Below are 15,728 nucleotides of genomic sequence, written 5' to 3' on the forward strand. Positions count from 1 at the left end.
GTCAGCGGGTGACCCGGTGCCCCGCGGCCGGGAGGCTCACGCCTTCGGGGCCACCTTGGTCAGTCCGTTGATGATGCGGTCCATCGCGTCGCCGCCGGTCGGGTCCGTCAGGTTGGCGAGCATCTTCAGGGTGAACCTCATCAGCACGGGGTGGGTCAGACCGCGCTGGGCGGCGATCTGCATGACCTTCGGGTTGCCGATGAGCTTCACGAAGGCGCGGCCGAGGTTGTAGTAGCCGCCGTAGGTGTCCTTCAGGACGCGCGGGTAGCGCTGGAGGGCGGTCTCGCGCTGGGCGGGCGTGGCTCGCGCGTGTGCCTGGACGATGACGTCGGCGGCGATCTGGCCGGACTCCATGGCGTAGGCGATGCCCTCGCCGTTGAAGGGGTTCACCAGGCCGCCGGCGTCACCGACGAGCAGCAGGCCGCGGGTGTAGTGGGGCTGGCGGTTGAAGGCCATCGGGAGGGCGGCGCCGCGGATCGGGCCGGTCATGTTGTCCGGGGTGTAGCCCCAGTCCTCGGGCATGGAGGCGCACCAGGCCTTGAGGACCTCGCGCCAGTCCAGGTCCTTGAAGGAGGAGGAGGTGTTGAGGACGCCGAGACCGACGTTGGAGGTGCCGTCGCCCATGCCGAAGATCCAGCCGTAGCCGGGGAGGAGGCGGTCCTGGGGGCCGCGGCGGTCCCACAGTTCGAGCCAGGACTCCAGATAGTCGTCGTCGTGCCGGGGGGAGGTGAAGTAAGTGCGGACCGCGACGCCCATCGGGCGGTCCTCGCGGCGGTGCAGACCCATCGCCAGCGACAGCCGGGTGGAGTTGCCGTCGGCGGCCACCACCAGCGGGGCGTGGAAGGTGACGTCCTGCTTCTCCTCGCCGAGCTTGGCCTGGACGCCGGTGATGCGGCCGGTGCGGTCGTCCACGACCGGGGCGCCGACGTTGCAGCGCTCGTACAGCCGGGCGCCGGCCTTCTGGGCCTGCCGGGCGAGCTGCTCGTCGAAGTCGTCGCGTTTGCGGACCAGACCGTAGTCGGGGAAGGAGGCGAGGTCGGGCCAGTCGAGCTGGAGGCGGGTGCCGCCGGCGATGATCCGCAGGCCCTTGTTGCGCAGCCAGCCGGCCTCCTCGGAGATGTCGATGCCCATCGCCACGAGCTGCTTGGTCGCGCGGGGGGTCAGTCCGTCACCGCAGACCTTCTCCCGGGGGAACGCGGTTTTCTCCAGCAGGAGCACGTCGAGTCCGGCCTTGGCGAGGTAGTACGCGGTGGTGGAGCCGGCTGGCCCCGCGCCCACGACGATCACATCGGCGGTGTTGTCGGAGAGGGGCTCGGTCACGGCGGGGTCTCCCACGGGTTCGGAATTCTGCGTGCCGACGGGCACCGGACATGGGCAGTCTATTCAGCGTCACCGATCACCCGGCTGAAGGGCTGCCCCGTGAAACGAGCTCTCCCCGCTGTACGGTTGCGTGTTCCCACCGACGAGGACGCCGTCGCCTGGCACCGGGCCTTCGACGACCCGGAGGTCATGGAGTTCCACGGCGGCCGGCCGGCGGAGCTGTCCGTGTACGAGGAACTCACCGCCCGCCAGCGCCGGCACGACGCCGAGCACGGCTTCTGCCTGTGGACCGTCCTCGACGAGCGGGACGAGGTCATCGGCTTCACCGGCGCCCAGCCGTGGCCGCGGGACTGGGGCCCCAAGGGCGAGATCGAGATCGGCTGGCGGCTCGCCCGGCCCCACTGGGGCAAGGGGTACGTGACGGCGGCGGCCCGGGAGACGGTGGGGCGGCTGCGCGCGGCGGGGCTGCCGGGGGTGGTCGCGATGGTCGACGCGGACAACGAGCGCTCCATCGCGGTGACGCGGCGGCTGGGGATGCGGCTGGCGGAGGTGTTCACCACGCCTCGGTCGGAGCGGCAGGGGCACTGCTATCGCCTGGACTTGTAACGGAGGGTAACGAACAGGACAGACTTCGACTACGGATCGCTACAAAAAGCTTCCGGCGGGTGCGCGGCGGGAGTTACCCTGCCCGTACCGCTGGGGGTGAGGTTCTGTGCGCAACGCACCCGGGACACCCGATACATCCGAAACGCCCGAGGTACGCGTGCCGCGTCTGGTCGGCCTGATGGCCGTGGACGCGCGCCGCGCGGCCGAGGCGCGCGGGGTGCTGCTGGCCGCCCCCGACCGGCCCGAACTGCACCGCGTGGTCGTGGAGTACGTGGTACGCCAGTACCCGCCGCCCGGGGCCGAGGTACCGCGCGGGGCCGCGGTCACCGTGTGGTTCGACTTCGGCGCGGGCGAGGGCGGCGGGGGCGCCGGGGTGCGCGAGCCCCGGACTCCAACGCCGCCCGGCGGCGGACTGCGCCGGGCACTGGACGAGCCGGGCACGCCGGACGCGGCGGGGGGCGGGGCGGGAGCGGCGGCGGCGGGCACGGCGTGTGCGGCAGCGGGTGCCGGTGCGGGTGCGGGTGCGGGTGCGGCAAGCGTGGCGGGGGTGGGGGGTGCGGCGGGCGCGCCGGTTCCGTCCCGTAGGCAGTCCTGGACACGTAGGCGGCCCTGGACACGCGCCCGCGGTCCTCGACACGTAGGCGGAACTCGACACGCACCCGCGGTCCTCGACACGTAGGCGGAACTCGACACGCACGCGGAACTCGACGCGCACTGAGGTCGGCCGCGCCGGGGGGAGCTTCGGGGTCAGCTCTGCTTGAAGCCCCGGTGCAGGGCCACGATGCCGCCGGTCAGGTTGCGCCAGGCCACCTTGGACCAGCCGGCCTCGCGCAGCCGTTCGGCCAGGGCGGGCTGGTCGGGCCAGTCGCGGATGGACTCGGCGAGATAGACGTACGCGTCCGGGTTGGAGGAGACCGCGCGGGCGACCGGCGGCAGGGCGCGCATCAGGTACTCGGTGTAGACCGTGCGGAACGGCGCCCAGGTCGGGTGCGAGAACTCGCAGATGACGACCCGGCCGCCGGGCTTGGTCACCCGGTACAGCTCGCGCAGCGCCGCGTCCGTGTCCTGGACGTTGCGCAGCCCGAAGGAGATGGTGACCGCGTCGAAGACGTCATCGGCGAACGGCAGCCGCGTCGCGTCGCCCGCCGTGAACGGCAGCCACGCGTGGCGCCCCTTGCCGACCTGGAGCATGCCGAGCGAGAAGTCGCACGGGACGACGTACGCGCCGGTACGGGCGAAGGGCAGCGAGGAGGTCGCCGTGCCCGCGGCCAGGTCGAGGACCTTCTGCGCAGGCCGGGCATCGACGGCCCGGGCGACCTCCTTGCGCCACACCCGGTCCTGGCCGAGCGACAGCACGTCGTTGGTGAGGTCGTACCGGGCCGCCACGTGGTCGAACATCGAGGCGACTTCGTGCGGCTGCTTGTTCAGGGAGGCGCGGGTCACCCGCCCATTCTTACAGGCCGCGCCGGCCGGACTCACGGCAGGAGCCGCGGCCTCTTGCGCCCCGCCACGTCCTCCACCCAGCCGCAGGCCAGCACGAACAGCGCGATCAGCACCCAGCCGATGCCGAACATGAACCACTGGCTCTCCAGCGGCAGGTACGTCTCGAACGCGGGCACCTTCCAGAACTGGTCGACCAGCGGCACGGCCAGGATCAGCGCCAGTTCGTGCCAGAGGTAGATCGTGACGGCACGCGCGTTGAAGACGCTGACCAGCCGGTCCAGCCGCCGGAAGCGGGCGAGGCCCGCGAAGTCGACGTTCAGCCTGGCCTTGGAGTACATCAGCAGCGTCACGAAGCCGGCCGACCAGAACGCCTGGGCCAGCGGGATGTCGTCCAGGTCGTAGGTGCCGTACTCGGCCTGGTGGGCGAGGGCGTACCAGCCGCCGTAGGCGAGCGCGGCCAGCGACAGGACCACGACCGCGGCCGGTTTCAGCCGGGCCAGCACCCCGTCGCGGTGGGCGAAGCCGAGGACCCAGCAGAAGAGGTACGTCGCCAGGTCGAGCAGCCCGGTGCCGAACCGGTTGTCCGGCGGCTGCCAGAGGAACTGGAAGACGACGATCGGGGCGAGCGAGCCCAGCAGCACAGGGACCGGCGCCAGCCGGAACACCTTCAGCAGCAGCGGCGAGAGGAGGACGAACCACAGGTACGTGCGCAGGTACCAGAGGATCTCCCAGGCCTGTTCGCCCCACGCGTTGCCCGGCGGGTCGCCGAGCGGCACGATCCAGTAGACGATCTGCCAGCCCGGCATCCAGCCGTGGATCAGCATCGCGACGACGACGAAGAGGCCCCAGAACCAGAAGGGCGGCAGCAGCCGGCGGATGCGGCTCTTGACCACCTTCAGGGCCGGGCGTTCCAGCGACTTCGCCATCAGGGTGCCGGCCAGGCCGAACATGATCCCCATGGACGGGAAGACCATCCCGGCCCAGGCCCAGCCGAAGGTGTGGTACGTCACGACGCGGACGAGGGCGACCGCGCGCAGGGTGTCGAAGTACCGGTCCCGGCCGCCGGACCGGGCCGCGGGCGGCGGCGCCGGCTCCGGGTTCGGGTCCGGGCCCGGGCCCGGGCCCGACGGAACCTCTGGTTCCGGTTCCGTCTCCGGCTCCACCTGCGGCAGCTGCGCCGTCGACTCGGCCGACGGCGCCTGCTGCTGCCCGTACGCACCGTAGTCGCCGTACGCGCCGTACGCGCCGTGCTGCTGCGGGTACGGCTGCGGCTGCGGCTGGGCGTACGGCTGCGGAGACCCGTACTGCTGGGGCGGCGGCACGTATGCCTGCCCCTGGTCGCCGTACCCGTACCCCTGCCCGTACTGCCCCTGCCCGTACTGTTCCCAGCTCATCCGCCGGCCCCCGCCGGGGTACCGACCTCGCCCGTCCGCTTCAGCTTCTGCCAGCGCAGCCGGCCGCCGGTGAGGGCGGTGATGCAGGAGTGGATCAGGACGAGGTACATCATCTGCCGGTAGGCGAGCTGCTGGAGCGGCATCATCAGCAGGTACCGGTACTTCTCCTTGTCCAGCCGGAAGGCGTACGCCGCGCAGAACAGCTGGATGCCCAGCACCGCCAGCCACGCCAGCAGCGCGGCCTTGAAGTCGACGAAGATCATCGAGTACGCGGTGAAGACGTCGATCAGCGGCGCGAAGACCGGCGTGATGATCTGGAAGATCACCACCAGCGGCATGCCGACCCGCCCGAAGCGGCCCGAGGGCCCCTTGTCGGTCAGGGACTTGCGGTGCTTCCACAGCGCCTGCATGGTGCCGTAGGACCAGCGGTAGCGCTGCGACCACAGCTGCTTCAGCGAACCCGGCGCCTCGGTCCAGGCGCGGGCGTGCTCCTGGTAGACGACCCGCCAGCCCGCACGGTGCATGGCGATGGTGATGTCGGTGTCCTCGGCGAGGGTGTCCTCGCTCATGCCGCCGACCTCCAGGACCGCCTCGCGGCGGAACGCGCCGATCGCGCCGGGGATGGTCGGCATGCAGCGCAGCAGGTCGTACATGCGCCGGTCGAGGTTGAAGCCCATCACGTACTCGATGTGCTGCCAGGCCCCGATGATGGTGTTGCGGTTGCCGACCTTGGCGTTGCCCGCGACCGCGCCGACCTGGGGGTCGGCGAACGGCTGGACGAGGTGGCGTACGGTCTCCGCCTCGAAGACGGTGTCGCCGTCCATCATCACGACGATGTCGTGGCTGGCGTTGCGGACGCCGTTGTTGAGGGCGGCCGGCTTGCCCGCGTTCTCCTGGCGGATGACGCGGACGTTGGTCATGCCGAGCGCGTCGGCGGCCTCGCGGGCGATCTCGGAGGTGCCGTCCGAGGAGCCGTCGTCCACGATGATGACCTCGATCGGGTGGGTGCTCTGCGCCAGCGACTTCAGGGTGTTGGCGATGCACTCCTTCTCGTTGTACGCCGGGACGATCACGCTCACCGGGCGGGTGACGGTCGGACCCCAGCTGAACCGGCGTTTGTTGCGCTGTCTGTAGTGCCGGCGGGCGAGGATCAGCATCATCCCGAACCGGCCCATGACGGCGACGCCCACCACCATCAGCCCGACCGAGAGCGCCGGGACCGTCCACTCGGCGACGCGGACCGCCGCGATGAGCGCCTTGCCCTCGTAGAGGGTCGTGCCGGTGGCCTCGCGGTGGGCGGCCTGGAGCTGCGATCCGCTGTCGGCGCCCGTACCGGTGCCGGTGCCGTTGTCGGTACCGGTGCCGCCCTGCGCGGCCTCGGCGCCCGGCGCCGTGCCCTGCCCGGCTCCGGCCGCCGCCGCGGCCGGGGCGCCCGCGCCCTGCTCCGCCATGACACCGCTGATGGTGGTGAAGGTGTAGCCCTTCGCCTTCATCTTCTCGATGTACTTCGGCAGCGCCTTGATCGTCTGCGAGCGCTCCCCGCCCGCGTCGTGGAAGAGCACGGAGGCGCCCTCGCCGTCCTCCGGCGTCGCCCACTTGATGATCTTCGAGACGCCGGGCTTCTTCCAGTCGTCGCTGTCGGTGTCGATGAAGACGCTGGTGTAACCGTCCTCGCCGAGCTTCTTGTAGACCGGCCAGCTGTAGTTGTCGATGGCGTCCATCTCCGAGGAGTACGGCGCCCGGAACAGCGTCGTCGTGATCCCCGCCGCGCCCGCCAGCGCGAGCTGGGTCTGCTCGATCTCCCGGGTGATGCGGGCGTCGCTCTGGTAGGAGAGGTCGACGTGGGTGAAGGTGTGGATGCCCACCTCGTTGCCCTGGTCGACCAGGTCGTCGACGATGTCCGGGTAGCGCGAGACCATCGACCCGACCATGAAGAAGGTGCCCGGGACGTCGTACTCCTCCAGGATCTCCAGCACCTGGGGCGTCCACGTCGGGTTCGGCCCGTCGTCGAAGGTCAGCGCGATCGTCTTGTCCGGCACGGAGACGGTGGTGGCCTGGCCGCCGCGGAAGGACAGGATCGGCCCGCCCTCCAGCACGTCGTCGGGGACGTCGCTGGAGCTGGCGCCGGTACGGACGCGCTGGTCGCCGCCGACCTCGGCGCGCAGGTAGCCGTCCAGCAGCATGACGCAGGTCAGGGCCAGCAGGAGCAGCAGGGCGAGGATGACCCGCGGCTTCTGCAGCGCGGCGGCCCGGCCGGCGGCGCGTTCCATCCGGCTCGGTGCCCGGCGGCGGCCGCGGGAAGGTGGTGTCGTGGTCATGGAGTTGGCTGCGATTCCGGTCAGTCGGCGGTCGCGGAGGCGGCCGGGGCGGAAGCGGTGGCGGAAGCGGAGCCGGTCGCGGCTCCGGTGGGCGGAACACCGGTGGGGGCGCCGGACGGAGCGCCGCTGGGCGCACCGCTGGGCATCCCGGTCGGGGCGACGCCGCCCTGCGGCTGCATGCCCCCGCCGGGGGCGGAGGCGTTGCCGCCGCCTCCGAAGGGCAGCAGCGACGACGGGTTGATGGAGGTGCCGATGCCCATGAAGGCCAGGCCCAGCACGACCGCGTACCCCATACAGACGACGCCGACGAGGATGCCGAGCCGGCGCAGCAGCTTGGCCCGGCGTCCGGAGTTGTCAACGAACACAGGACCGTCGACCGATGCGGCGGACCCGTTGCCGCGTTTGCGGCGGCGACCGCGCGCAGCGGCGCGGCTTTCGATGGCAGGCTCGGAATGCATTCCTCAGATGTTAGAAGCACTTCATGTGATCAAAACTCTGCCTTTGTTGTGAGGCGCCCATGAGAAACGGCCGGACCTGTCATTCCGCTGAGAAACCGCAGGAAAACGCGGCTCTTTGCCAGGAGGGGCACAGTCGCGTGTGGCACCTTTCCGGTTCGGAGACACGTTCTGTTTCCGTCCTGGGACAAACATCTTGAGAGCGGGAGCGTACGCGATGAGGAGTCCACGAAAAGCCGCAGCAGGGCTGATCTGTCTGTTCGCCCTGGCAACTGCGGGCTGTTCTGCGGGAGGTGACGACTCCTCAGACGCGGCGCCCGAGGCCCCGTCCTCCAGCACGCCGTCGGAGTCGTCCGGCACCACGTCGTCCACCGGCTACGCCCCGTACGTCAGCGCCACCACCGCCTCCGACCTGGACTCGGCGGGCTCCCCGGCGACGTACAACCTGGCGTTCGTCATCTCCTCCGGCAGCGGCTGCACCCCCGAGTGGAACGGCAGCCACGCCATCGACGACTCGTCGGTCGCCTCCCGCATCTCGGACCTCACCGCGGACGGCTCCTCGGTCCGGGTCTCCTTCGGCGGCGCCTCCGGTGACGAGCTGGCGGCGACCTGCGACAGCGCGGAGGAGCTGGCCGAGGCGTACGGCGAGGCGCTGGACGCGGCCGGGGGCGCCACCCTCGCCGACTTCGACATCGAGGGCGACGAGCTGACCGACTCCGACTCCGTCGACCTGCGTTCGGAGGCGATCGCGCTGCTCCAGGAGGAGCGCACGGACCTGACGGTCTCCTTCACCCTCCCCGTGATGCCCTCGGGGCTGGACGACGACAGCGTCGCGCTGCTGGAGTCCGCCAACAACCACGCCGTACAGGTCTCCACGGTCAACCTGATGACCATGAACTACGGCGAGTCCTACGACGGCGACATGGGCGACTACGCCCTCACCTCCGCCAAGGCCGCGCACACCCAGCTGAAGGAGATCTTCGGCCTCTCCGACGCGAACGCCTGGCGGGGCATGGCGCTGACCTCGATGATCGGCGTCAACGACGTCGACGGGGAGACGTTCACGCTCGCCGACGCGGCGGAGGTGCGGACGTTCGCCGAGGAGAAGGAGATCGCCTGGGTGTCGATGTGGTCGACCTTCCGCGACCAGCAGTGCGACGACGACACGGACTCCAGCGACGCGGCGACGGACTGCAGCGGGGTCGACCAGGAGTCGGGAGCGTTCGGGGAGGCGTTCGCGGGCTGAGCCCCACCGAACACCGGCGGGCTCACCGCCGCCGGTGCACCAGCCGCCCCGCGCACACCGTCGCGAGGCACGCGCCGTCGGCGTCGAACACGGCGAGGTCGGCCCGTCCGCCGGCGGTCAGCACCGGCCGGCGCGCGGCCGGCAGCACCGCCACGTCATTGCGCCCGGCGGCGGCCCGCAGCCCGGCGTCGACGTACTCCGCCAGCACGGCCACCGCCCCCGACTTCAGCACGGCGTGCACGCGCTCGCGCGGGCTCGGCGCGTCCGGCAGCGCCCCCTCGTGCAGCAGCCCGGGCCCGAGCGCCCCCGGCCAGCGCCGGACCCGCGCGCCCGGGAACCTCGCCTCGATCTCACCGGCGGGCCCGACCGCGACGATCCGCCCGCCCTCGACGGCGACCGCGCCGTCGGCCAGCGGCGACGCGTCCCAGTCGGCGCGGACCTCTTCGGCGGCGTGAATGGTCAGCACGGCCGGGTCAGTCGGCCGCGATCAGCTTCAGCTCGGGGTGCGCGGTCCCGCCCTCGATCGCCGTGGACGAGATGTGCGAGACGACGCGCTCGTCGACCGGGTCGTTCGCCGGGTCGTCGTGCACCACCAGGTGCTCGTACGTCGTCGCCCGCTGCGCGGGGACCCGCCCGGCCTTCCGGATCAGGTCGATCAGCTCCAGCCGGTTGGAACGGTGCTTGGCGCCGGCCGACGACACCACGTTCTCCTCCAGCATGACCGAGCCGAGGTCGTCGGCGCCGTAGTGCAGGGAGAGCTGGCCGACCTCCTTGCCGGTGGTCAGCCAGGAGCCCTGGATGTGGGCGACGTTGTCGAGGAAGATCCGCGCGATGGCGATCATCCGCAGGTACTCGAAGAGGGTCGCCTGCGTCCGGCCCTTCAGGTGGTTGTTCTCGGGCTGGTAGGTGTACGGGATGAAGGCGCGGAAGCCGCCGGTGCGGTCCTGCACGTCGCGGATCATCCGCAGGTGCTCGATGCGCTCGGCGTTGGTCTCGCCGGTGCCCATCAGCATCGTGCTGGTGGACTCCACGCCCAGGTTGTGCGCGATCTCCATGATCTCCAGCCAGCGCTCGCCGGACTCCTTCAGCGGCGCGATGGCCTTGCGCGGGCGCGCGGGCAGCAGTTCGGCGCCGGCCCCGGCGAAGGAGTCGAGCCCGGCCGCGTGGATGCGCCGGATCGCCTCCTCGGCGCTCACCTTGGAGATCCGCGCCATGTGCTCGACCTCGCTCGCCCCCAGGCTGTGGATGACGAGCTGCGGGAACTCCTTCTTGATGGCGGAGAAGTGGTGCTCGTAGTACTCGACGCCGTAGTCCGGGTGGTGCCCGCCCTGGAACATGATCTGGGTGCCGCCCAGTTCGACGGTCTCCGCGCAGCGGCGCAGGATGTCGTCGAGGTCGCGGCTCCAGCCCTTCTTGGTGTCCTTGGGGGCCGCGTAGAAGGCGCAGAACTTGCACGCCGTGACGCACACGTTGGTGTAGTTGATGTTCCGCTCGATGATGTACGTCGCGATGTGCTCGATCCCGGCGTACTTCCGCCGGCGGATCGCGTCGGCGGCGGAGCCCAGCGCGTGCAGCGGGGCGTCACGGTAGAGGACGAGGGCTTCTTCCGGGGTGATCCGACCACCGGCGGCGGCGCGGTCGAGGACGGGCTGGAGGTCGGCCTTCTCGGTCACCGGGCGTCCCTTTCGTCAAGGGTTGTGGACAGATCGTCCCGTGTGGACGGACCGAACCAGCGTACGCCAGCGGTCTTCCGGGCCTGCATCAGGCCGTGGCGGTCTCCGTCCCCCGCGGGGTTCAGGCCGTGAAGGCCCCCACCAGCAGACCGAGGAACACCCCGCCGATCAGAAACGGCCCGAACGCGATCTGCGTGTCCCGCGCGGCCCGCCGGGCGACGACGAGGCCGATGCCGTACAGCGAGCCCAACAGGAATCCGGCGAAGGCGCCCAGCAGGAGCGTCGCCCAGCCGTACCAGCCGAGCACCGCGCCCGCCCCGAGGGCGAGTTTCACGTCGCCGAAGGCCATGCCGGAGGGGTTGATCAGGAACAGCGCGTAGTAGCCGGCGCCGAGCGCGAGGGTGCCGAGCAGGGCGGTGGTCCAGGACCCGGCGTGCTCCGGCACCAGGGACACCAGGCCGAGCAGGGCGAGGGCGGCGCCGACCAGCGGCAGGGTGAGCGGGTCGGGCAGGCGCCGTACCCGGACGTCGACGACGGTCAGCAGCACCGCGACCGGCGCGAGCAGCAGCCAGACGGCCAGCTCGGGCCGGGTGCCGGTGGCGGCGGCGAGGGCGGCGCAGGCCAGGGCGGTGACGGTGGCGGGGACGGCGGCGCCGGGGCCGTACGCCGTCCTGTCCCGGGGGCAGCGGGCCCGGCCGAGCCAGCCCTCGACCGGGTGCCCGGCCGGGCAGGTGCCCCGCCAGTCCTCGCCGGGAGGGACGGAGAAGCGGTAGGCCGCGCGGGGCAGCAGCGCGCCCGCCGCCGCTCCCCACAGCGCGGCCACGACGACGACCAGCAGCTCGACGCTCATGCCGTGGGCTCGTTCTCCGTGAGCTCGTTCTCCGTGAGCTCGTTCTCCGTGAGCTCGTTCTCCGTGAGCTCGTTCTCCGTGAGCTCGTTCTCCGTGAGCTCGTTCTCCATGGGCCCGTCCTCCGTGGACCCGTCCTCCGTGTGCACCCGGCAGGGCCCCACGGCGGTGGGTGCGCCGGTCTCCCGCGGGCGCATGGCGTCCCCCCTCCCCCGGTCCCCCGGTACGCGGCCTGCGAGCAGGGTAGTGGCCCGCTCAGGGCTGGAGCAGATCCACCGTCACATCCGCCGGGAACCCGGTCGTCGGCCCGACCCGGCGGGCGAACTCGGTGACCGCCGCGAGCTGCGGCTGCCCGAAGCGGAAGTCGAGCGTGGTGAAGTACTGCGCGAGGGTCGCCTCGTCGAAGTCCTCCCAGCGGGCGGCCTGCTCGGCGACCTTGTCGACCTCCTCCAGGGAGAGGTTGCGGGAGGCGAGGAAGGCCTCGTGCACCTTGCGGGTGATCTCCGGCTCGCGCTCGGCGTACTCCTTGCGGGCCGCCCAGACCGCGAAGACGAACGGCAGACCGGTCCACTCCTTCCACAGCGCGCCCAGGTCGTGCACCTCCAGGCCGAAGCGGGGCCCGTCGAGCATGTTGGCGCGCAGCGCGGCGTCGCCGATCAGGACGGCCGCGTCCGCCTCCCGCATCATCAGGCTGAGGTCGGGCGGGCAGGTGTAGTAGTCGGGCTCCACGCCGAACCGCTCGGCGAGCAGCAGCTGGGCGAGGCGGACGGAGGTGCGGGAGGTCGAGCCGAGGGCGACCCGGGCACCGTCCAGCCGCTCCAGGGGCTGCTGGGAAACGATCACGCAGCTCATCACCGGGCCGTCGCAGCCGACGGCGATGTCCGGGAAGGCGACCAACCGGTCGGCGTGCTTGAGGAACTCGACCAGGGTGATCGGCCCGATGTCGAGGTCTCCCCGCACCAGCTGCTCGCTGAGCTTCTCCGGGGTGTCCTTCGTCAGCTCGAAGTCGAGGAGCGTGCCCGTTCTCGCGAGCCCCCAGTAGAGGGGCAGGCAGTTCAGGAACTGGATGTGGCCGACACGCGGCCGGGTGCGAGAATTGTCCACATCGCGAGGCTAGCCCTCGCCGGGGGGTCACCGGGCGCCGACCCCCGGGCGGTTCCCCAGGGCTCCGGGCGTCAGCCGGACGCCACGGGGGTTCAAACCTTCGAGTGAAGTGATCTTGCGCTCTGTTGCTTTCGGGTGCCTGCATGCTAGGCTCGCCGCAAGTTGCAGTTTGGTTTCCCTTGCAGTACAGAGCCTGCGGAGCATGTGACCGCGGGCTCTCGTCATTCTCAGACGTATGCAGTTGTGCAGAATTAAATCTTCACACTTGCTGGTTCTGGAGCAGGGCAACCCTTTGGGCCCAAGGAGGGCTTATGGCTACCGGAACCGTGAAGTGGTTCAACGCCGAAAAGGGCTTTGGATTCATCGCCCAGGAAGGCGGCGGCCCCGACGTCTTCGTCCACTACTCCGCGATCAACGCTCAGGGATTCCGGTCCCTGGAGGAGAACCAGCAGGTGTCCTTCGACGTCACGCAGGGCCCCAAGGGTCCGCAGGCCGAGAACGTCACCCCGGTCTGATCTGATCAGTTGATCTGATCTCCCGATCCGGATCGAGTGCAGTACCCAAGGAGCCCCGCGCCCTCCGGCGTGGGGCTCCTGCCTTTCCCGGCCGAAAACCACCGGCGCTGTCCGTGGGGCCCCTGCTCGGCCCCTACTCTCCTCGGTCATGACCACGACCGAGGCCACCCGCGCCTTCTACGACGCCATCGCCGAGGACTACGCCGACCGCTTCCGCGGCGCGGGCGCCGGCACGCCCCTCGACCGGGCCCTGATGGGCGCCTTCGCCGAGCTGGTGGGGCCGGAGGGCGAGGTGGCCGACCTGGGCTGCGGTCCCGGGCGGGTCACCGCGCACCTCGCCTCGCTCGGCCTGCGCGTCTTCGGCCTCGACCTCTCCGCCGCCATGCTGGAGATCGCGCGGCGCGAGCATCCGGGCCTGCGGTTCGAACAGGGCTCCATGCTGGAGCTGGACCTGCCCGACGGTGCCCTCGCCGGGGCCGTCTCCTGGTACTCGTCGATCCACACGCCCTGGGAGCGGCTGCCGGACCTCTTCGCGGAGGTGCGGCGGGTGCTGGCCCCGGGCGGGCATCTGCTGCTCGCCTTCCAGGTCGGCGACGAGCCGCTGCTCCTGGACCGCCCCTTCGGCCACCCGGTGACCCTGGACTTCGAACGCAGGCGGCCGGAGCCGGTGGCGGAGCTGCTGGAGCGGGCCGGGTTCACCGTGCTGTCGCGGACGGTGCGGATCCAGGAGGAGGAGACCTCCTCGAAGGTCCCGCAGGCCTGCCTGATCGCCCGCCGCTAACCTGCGGGGCGCCCCTCGTACAGTCCCTCCACCACGTCCGCGAAGTCCCGCATGATCACATCGCGGCGGAGTTTCATCGAGGGGGTCAGGTGGCCCGCGTACTCCGTGAAGTCGTGCGGCAGGACGGCGAAGCGGCGGATGGACTCGGGGCGGGAGACGAGCTTGTTCGCCTCGTCGACCGCCCGCTGGAGGACGGCGTGCAGGTCCTCGTCGTCGACGAGCAGCTCCGGCGGCACCGGGTGCTTGCCGTTCATGCGGCGCCAGTGGGTGATGCCGTCGGGGTCCAGGGTGAACAGGGCGCAGACGTAGGGGCGGCGGTCGCCCACGACCAGGCACTGGGAGATCAGGGGGTGGGAGCGCAGCCAGTCCTCCAGCGGGGCCGGGGCCACGCTGGAGCCGCCCGCCGTGATCAGCATCTCCTTCTTGCGGCCGGTGATGGTCAGGTACCCCTCGTCGTCCAGCGTGCCGAGGTCGCCGGTCGCGAACCAGCCGTCCGGCGCGGCGGACACCACACCGCCGGCCGCCGGGTCCCAGTAGCCGTGCAGCACCTGCTCGCCGGAGACCAGGATCTCGCCGTCCACGGCGATCCGCAGCCGGGTGCCGGGCAGCGGCCAGCCCACCGTGCCCAGGCGTGGCTTGAGCGGCGGCGTCACCGTCACCGCCGCCGTCGTCTCGGTCAGGCCGTACCCCTCGAAGATCTCGATGCCGGCTCCGGCGTAGAAGGCGGCCAGGCGGCGGCCCAGCGGGGAGCCGCCGCAGATGGCGTACCGGACCCGGCCGCCCATGGCGGCCCGGATCTTGCGGTAGACCAGCGGGTCGTAGAAGGCGCGGGCCGTCCGCAGGGCGCGTCCCGGGCCGCCGCCCGCCCCGGTCTGGCGGGCCTCCAGCGCCTCGCCGTAGCGCACCGCCACGTCCGTCGCGCGGTCGAAGAGCGTCGCCCGGCCGCCGGACTCGGCCTTGGCGCGGGCGGTGTTGAAGACCTTCTCCAGCATGTACGGGATGGTCAGCAGGCAGGTCGGCCGGAACGCCGCCAGGTCCGGCAGCAGCTCGGCCGGTTTCAGGCTCGGGGCGTGGCCGAGGCGGACCCGGGCCCGGACGCAGGCGACCGCGACCATCCGGCCGAAGACGTGGGACATGGGGAGGAAGAGGAGGATCGAGGGTTCCTCGTCCTTGTCCTTGGCCTTCGCCTGCGCCTTGAACACCGGGTAGAGCAGCTCGATGGCGTTGTCCACCTCGGCGAAGAAGTTGCCGTGGGTGAGCGCGCAGCCCTTGGGGCGGCCGGTGGTGCCGGAGGTGTAGATGAGGGTGGCGAGGGTGCTGGGGCTGAGCATGCCGCGGCGGACGCCGATCTCGGCGTCGGGCACCCCGGCGCCCAGCTCCGCGAGCCGCTCCACATGGCCCTGCTCGATGATCCACAGGCGCTCGAGGTCGGGCAGCCGGTCCAGATCCGGGCCGAGGGCGGCGGCCTGGGCGGTGGTCTCGGTGGCCAGGGCGACCGCGCCGGAGTCGTGCAGGATCCAGCGGATCTGGAAGAGGGACGAGGTCGGGTAGATCGGCACGGTCACCAGCCCGGCGGCCCAGGCGGCGAAGTCGAGGAGGGTCCACTCGTAGGTCGTCCGCGCCATGACGGCGATCCGGTCGCCCGGCGCCAGGCCCTCGGATATCAGGCCCTTGGCCAGCGCCAGCACCTGCTCGGCGAACTCGGCGGCCGTCACGTCGGCCCACCGCCCGTCCGCCGCCCTGCGGCCCAGCACCACCGACCCGGGGGCCGCGGCCGCGTTGTCGAACGGCAGGTCGGCGAGCGACCCGTGCCGGACCGGCGGGGCGAACGGCGGTACGTACACCTCCCGCACGGCCCCGTCCAGCCGCCGTGTCTCGGGCTCCACGAGGACGGGTCCGGGGGCGTCGCCGTAGGCGGCGGACACGGCGAAGGCGGGAAGCGGAGTGGACACGGGGCGGCTCCTGGGGCGGGCGGCGGCGGCTCCGCTCGGCTGCATGACGTACGGCTGCATGTCGTACGCGCGCC

General features: G+C 71.5%; 14 protein-coding genes and 1 pseudogene. 5 read left to right on the top strand and 10 right to left on the bottom strand.

Annotated features, from left to right (window positions below; all coding sequences use genetic code 11):
- Positions 1 to 36 precede the first annotated feature (36 nt).
- A complete protein-coding gene (locus ACIQR3_RS03970; RefSeq protein WP_403533645.1) occupies positions 37 to 1,320 on the bottom strand; it encodes a geranylgeranyl reductase family protein in 1,284 nt (427 codons plus the stop codon).
- Positions 1,321 to 1,419: 99 nt separating this feature from the next.
- On the opposite strand from ACIQR3_RS03970, the gene ACIQR3_RS03975 reads away from it, so the two are divergent.
- Both ACIQR3_RS03975 and ACIQR3_RS03980 read left to right on the top strand, forming a co-directional pair.
- On the top strand, positions 1,420 to 1,926 hold the full coding sequence (locus tag ACIQR3_RS03975) for a GNAT family N-acetyltransferase (RefSeq protein WP_403533648.1): 507 nt from the start codon (positions 1,420 to 1,422) through the stop codon (positions 1,924 to 1,926).
- 178 nt (positions 1,927 to 2,104) lie between these two features.
- A pseudogene (locus ACIQR3_RS03980) lies at positions 2,105 to 2,371 on the top strand (PASTA domain-containing protein); the annotation flags it as partial.
- 302 nt (positions 2,372 to 2,673) lie between these two features.
- Here the strand turns inward: ACIQR3_RS03980 and ACIQR3_RS03985 are convergent.
- From ACIQR3_RS03985 to ACIQR3_RS04000, 4 genes are read right to left on the bottom strand one after another with little or no spacing between them, the layout of a single operon-like run.
- Positions 2,674 to 3,369, bottom strand: coding sequence for a demethylmenaquinone methyltransferase (locus ACIQR3_RS03985; protein WP_403533651.1), 696 nt, complete (start codon positions 3,367 to 3,369; stop codon positions 2,674 to 2,676).
- Between the two features lie 32 nt (positions 3,370 to 3,401).
- Positions 3,402 to 4,763 (bottom strand): acyltransferase, encoded by a 1,362-nt coding sequence (locus ACIQR3_RS03990; protein WP_403533654.1) that lies wholly within the window; start codon positions 4,761 to 4,763, stop codon positions 3,402 to 3,404.
- Entirely contained in the window at positions 4,760 to 7,081 is a 2,322-nt protein-coding gene (locus ACIQR3_RS03995; protein WP_403533656.1) for a bifunctional polysaccharide deacetylase/glycosyltransferase family 2 protein, read from the bottom strand. The genes ACIQR3_RS03990 and ACIQR3_RS03995 overlap by 4 nt, the downstream gene beginning before the upstream one ends.
- Positions 7,082 to 7,101: 20 nt before the next feature.
- A complete protein-coding gene (locus ACIQR3_RS04000) occupies positions 7,102 to 7,446 on the bottom strand; it encodes a hypothetical protein (RefSeq protein ID WP_403533658.1) in 345 nt (114 codons plus the stop codon).
- A gap of 307 nt (positions 7,447 to 7,753) precedes the next feature.
- On the opposite strand from ACIQR3_RS04000, the gene ACIQR3_RS04005 reads away from it, so the two are divergent.
- The gene (locus tag ACIQR3_RS04005; protein ID WP_403533661.1) at positions 7,754 to 8,782 is read left to right on the top strand and encodes a chitinase; all 1,029 of its coding nucleotides are present in this window, start codon (positions 7,754 to 7,756) and stop codon (positions 8,780 to 8,782) included.
- Between the two features lie 22 nt (positions 8,783 to 8,804).
- On the opposite strand, the gene ACIQR3_RS04010 is transcribed toward ACIQR3_RS04005, so the two are convergent.
- From ACIQR3_RS04010 to ACIQR3_RS04025, 4 genes are all read right to left on the bottom strand, one after another.
- A complete protein-coding gene (locus ACIQR3_RS04010; protein WP_403533664.1) occupies positions 8,805 to 9,248 on the bottom strand; it encodes an imidazolonepropionase-like domain-containing protein in 444 nt (147 codons plus the stop codon).
- A gap of 7 nt (positions 9,249 to 9,255) precedes the next feature.
- Complete coding sequence (gene mqnC / locus ACIQR3_RS04015; RefSeq protein WP_215165201.1) at positions 9,256 to 10,455, bottom strand: cyclic dehypoxanthinyl futalosine synthase; 1,200 nt, start codon at positions 10,453 to 10,455, stop codon at positions 9,256 to 9,258.
- Positions 10,456 to 10,576: 121 nt separating this feature from the next.
- Complete coding sequence (locus ACIQR3_RS04020) at positions 10,577 to 11,305, bottom strand: prepilin peptidase (protein ID WP_403533667.1); 729 nt, start codon at positions 11,303 to 11,305, stop codon at positions 10,577 to 10,579.
- 252 nt (positions 11,306 to 11,557) lie between these two features.
- Positions 11,558 to 12,406 (bottom strand): menaquinone biosynthetic enzyme MqnA/MqnD family protein, encoded by an 849-nt coding sequence (locus tag ACIQR3_RS04025; RefSeq protein ID WP_403533669.1) that lies wholly within the window; start codon positions 12,404 to 12,406, stop codon positions 11,558 to 11,560.
- A gap of 311 nt (positions 12,407 to 12,717) precedes the next feature.
- Here ACIQR3_RS04025 and ACIQR3_RS04030 point away from each other — a divergent pair, with 311 nt between their 5' ends.
- Together ACIQR3_RS04030 and ACIQR3_RS04035 are read left to right on the top strand one after the other, a co-directional pair.
- On the top strand, positions 12,718 to 12,921 hold the full coding sequence (locus tag ACIQR3_RS04030; RefSeq protein ID WP_003974443.1) for a cold-shock protein: 204 nt from the start codon (positions 12,718 to 12,720) through the stop codon (positions 12,919 to 12,921).
- A 148-nt stretch (positions 12,922 to 13,069) separates the two neighbouring features.
- Complete coding sequence (locus ACIQR3_RS04035) at positions 13,070 to 13,702, top strand: class I SAM-dependent DNA methyltransferase (protein WP_403533672.1); 633 nt, start codon at positions 13,070 to 13,072, stop codon at positions 13,700 to 13,702.
- On the opposite strand, the gene ACIQR3_RS04040 is transcribed toward ACIQR3_RS04035, so the two are convergent.
- Entirely contained in the window at positions 13,699 to 15,654 is a 1,956-nt protein-coding gene (locus tag ACIQR3_RS04040) for an AMP-dependent synthetase/ligase (RefSeq protein WP_403533675.1), read from the bottom strand. The two genes, ACIQR3_RS04035 and ACIQR3_RS04040, sit on opposite strands and share 4 nt — an antisense overlap.
- Positions 15,655 to 15,728 lie beyond the last annotated feature (74 nt).

The sequence above is a fragment of the Streptomyces sp. NPDC090994 genome (assembly GCF_044768905.1).
Classification (GTDB): Bacteria; Actinomycetota; Actinomycetes; order Streptomycetales; family Streptomycetaceae; genus Streptomyces.

What these genes read in the sequence shown, in the direction of transcription:
- ACIQR3_RS03990 (WP_403533654.1), bottom strand. Translation starts at nt 4,763, where the DNA reads ATGAGCTGGGAACAGTACGGGCAGGGGCAGTACGGGCAGGGGTACGGG.
- ACIQR3_RS03995 (WP_403533656.1), bottom strand. Translation starts at nt 7,081, where the DNA reads ATGACCACGACACCACCTTCCCGCGGCCGCCGCCGGGCACCGAGCCGG.
- ACIQR3_RS04005 (WP_403533661.1), top strand. Translation starts at nt 7,754, where the DNA reads ATGAGGAGTCCACGAAAAGCCGCAGCAGGGCTGATCTGTCTGTTCGCC.
- ACIQR3_RS04020 (WP_403533667.1), bottom strand. Translation starts at nt 11,305, where the DNA reads ATGAGCGTCGAGCTGCTGGTCGTCGTCGTGGCCGCGCTGTGGGGAGCG.
- ACIQR3_RS04030 (WP_003974443.1), top strand. Translation starts at nt 12,718, where the DNA reads ATGGCTACCGGAACCGTGAAGTGGTTCAACGCCGAAAAGGGCTTTGGA.
- ACIQR3_RS04035 (WP_403533672.1), top strand. Translation starts at nt 13,070, where the DNA reads ATGACCACGACCGAGGCCACCCGCGCCTTCTACGACGCCATCGCCGAG.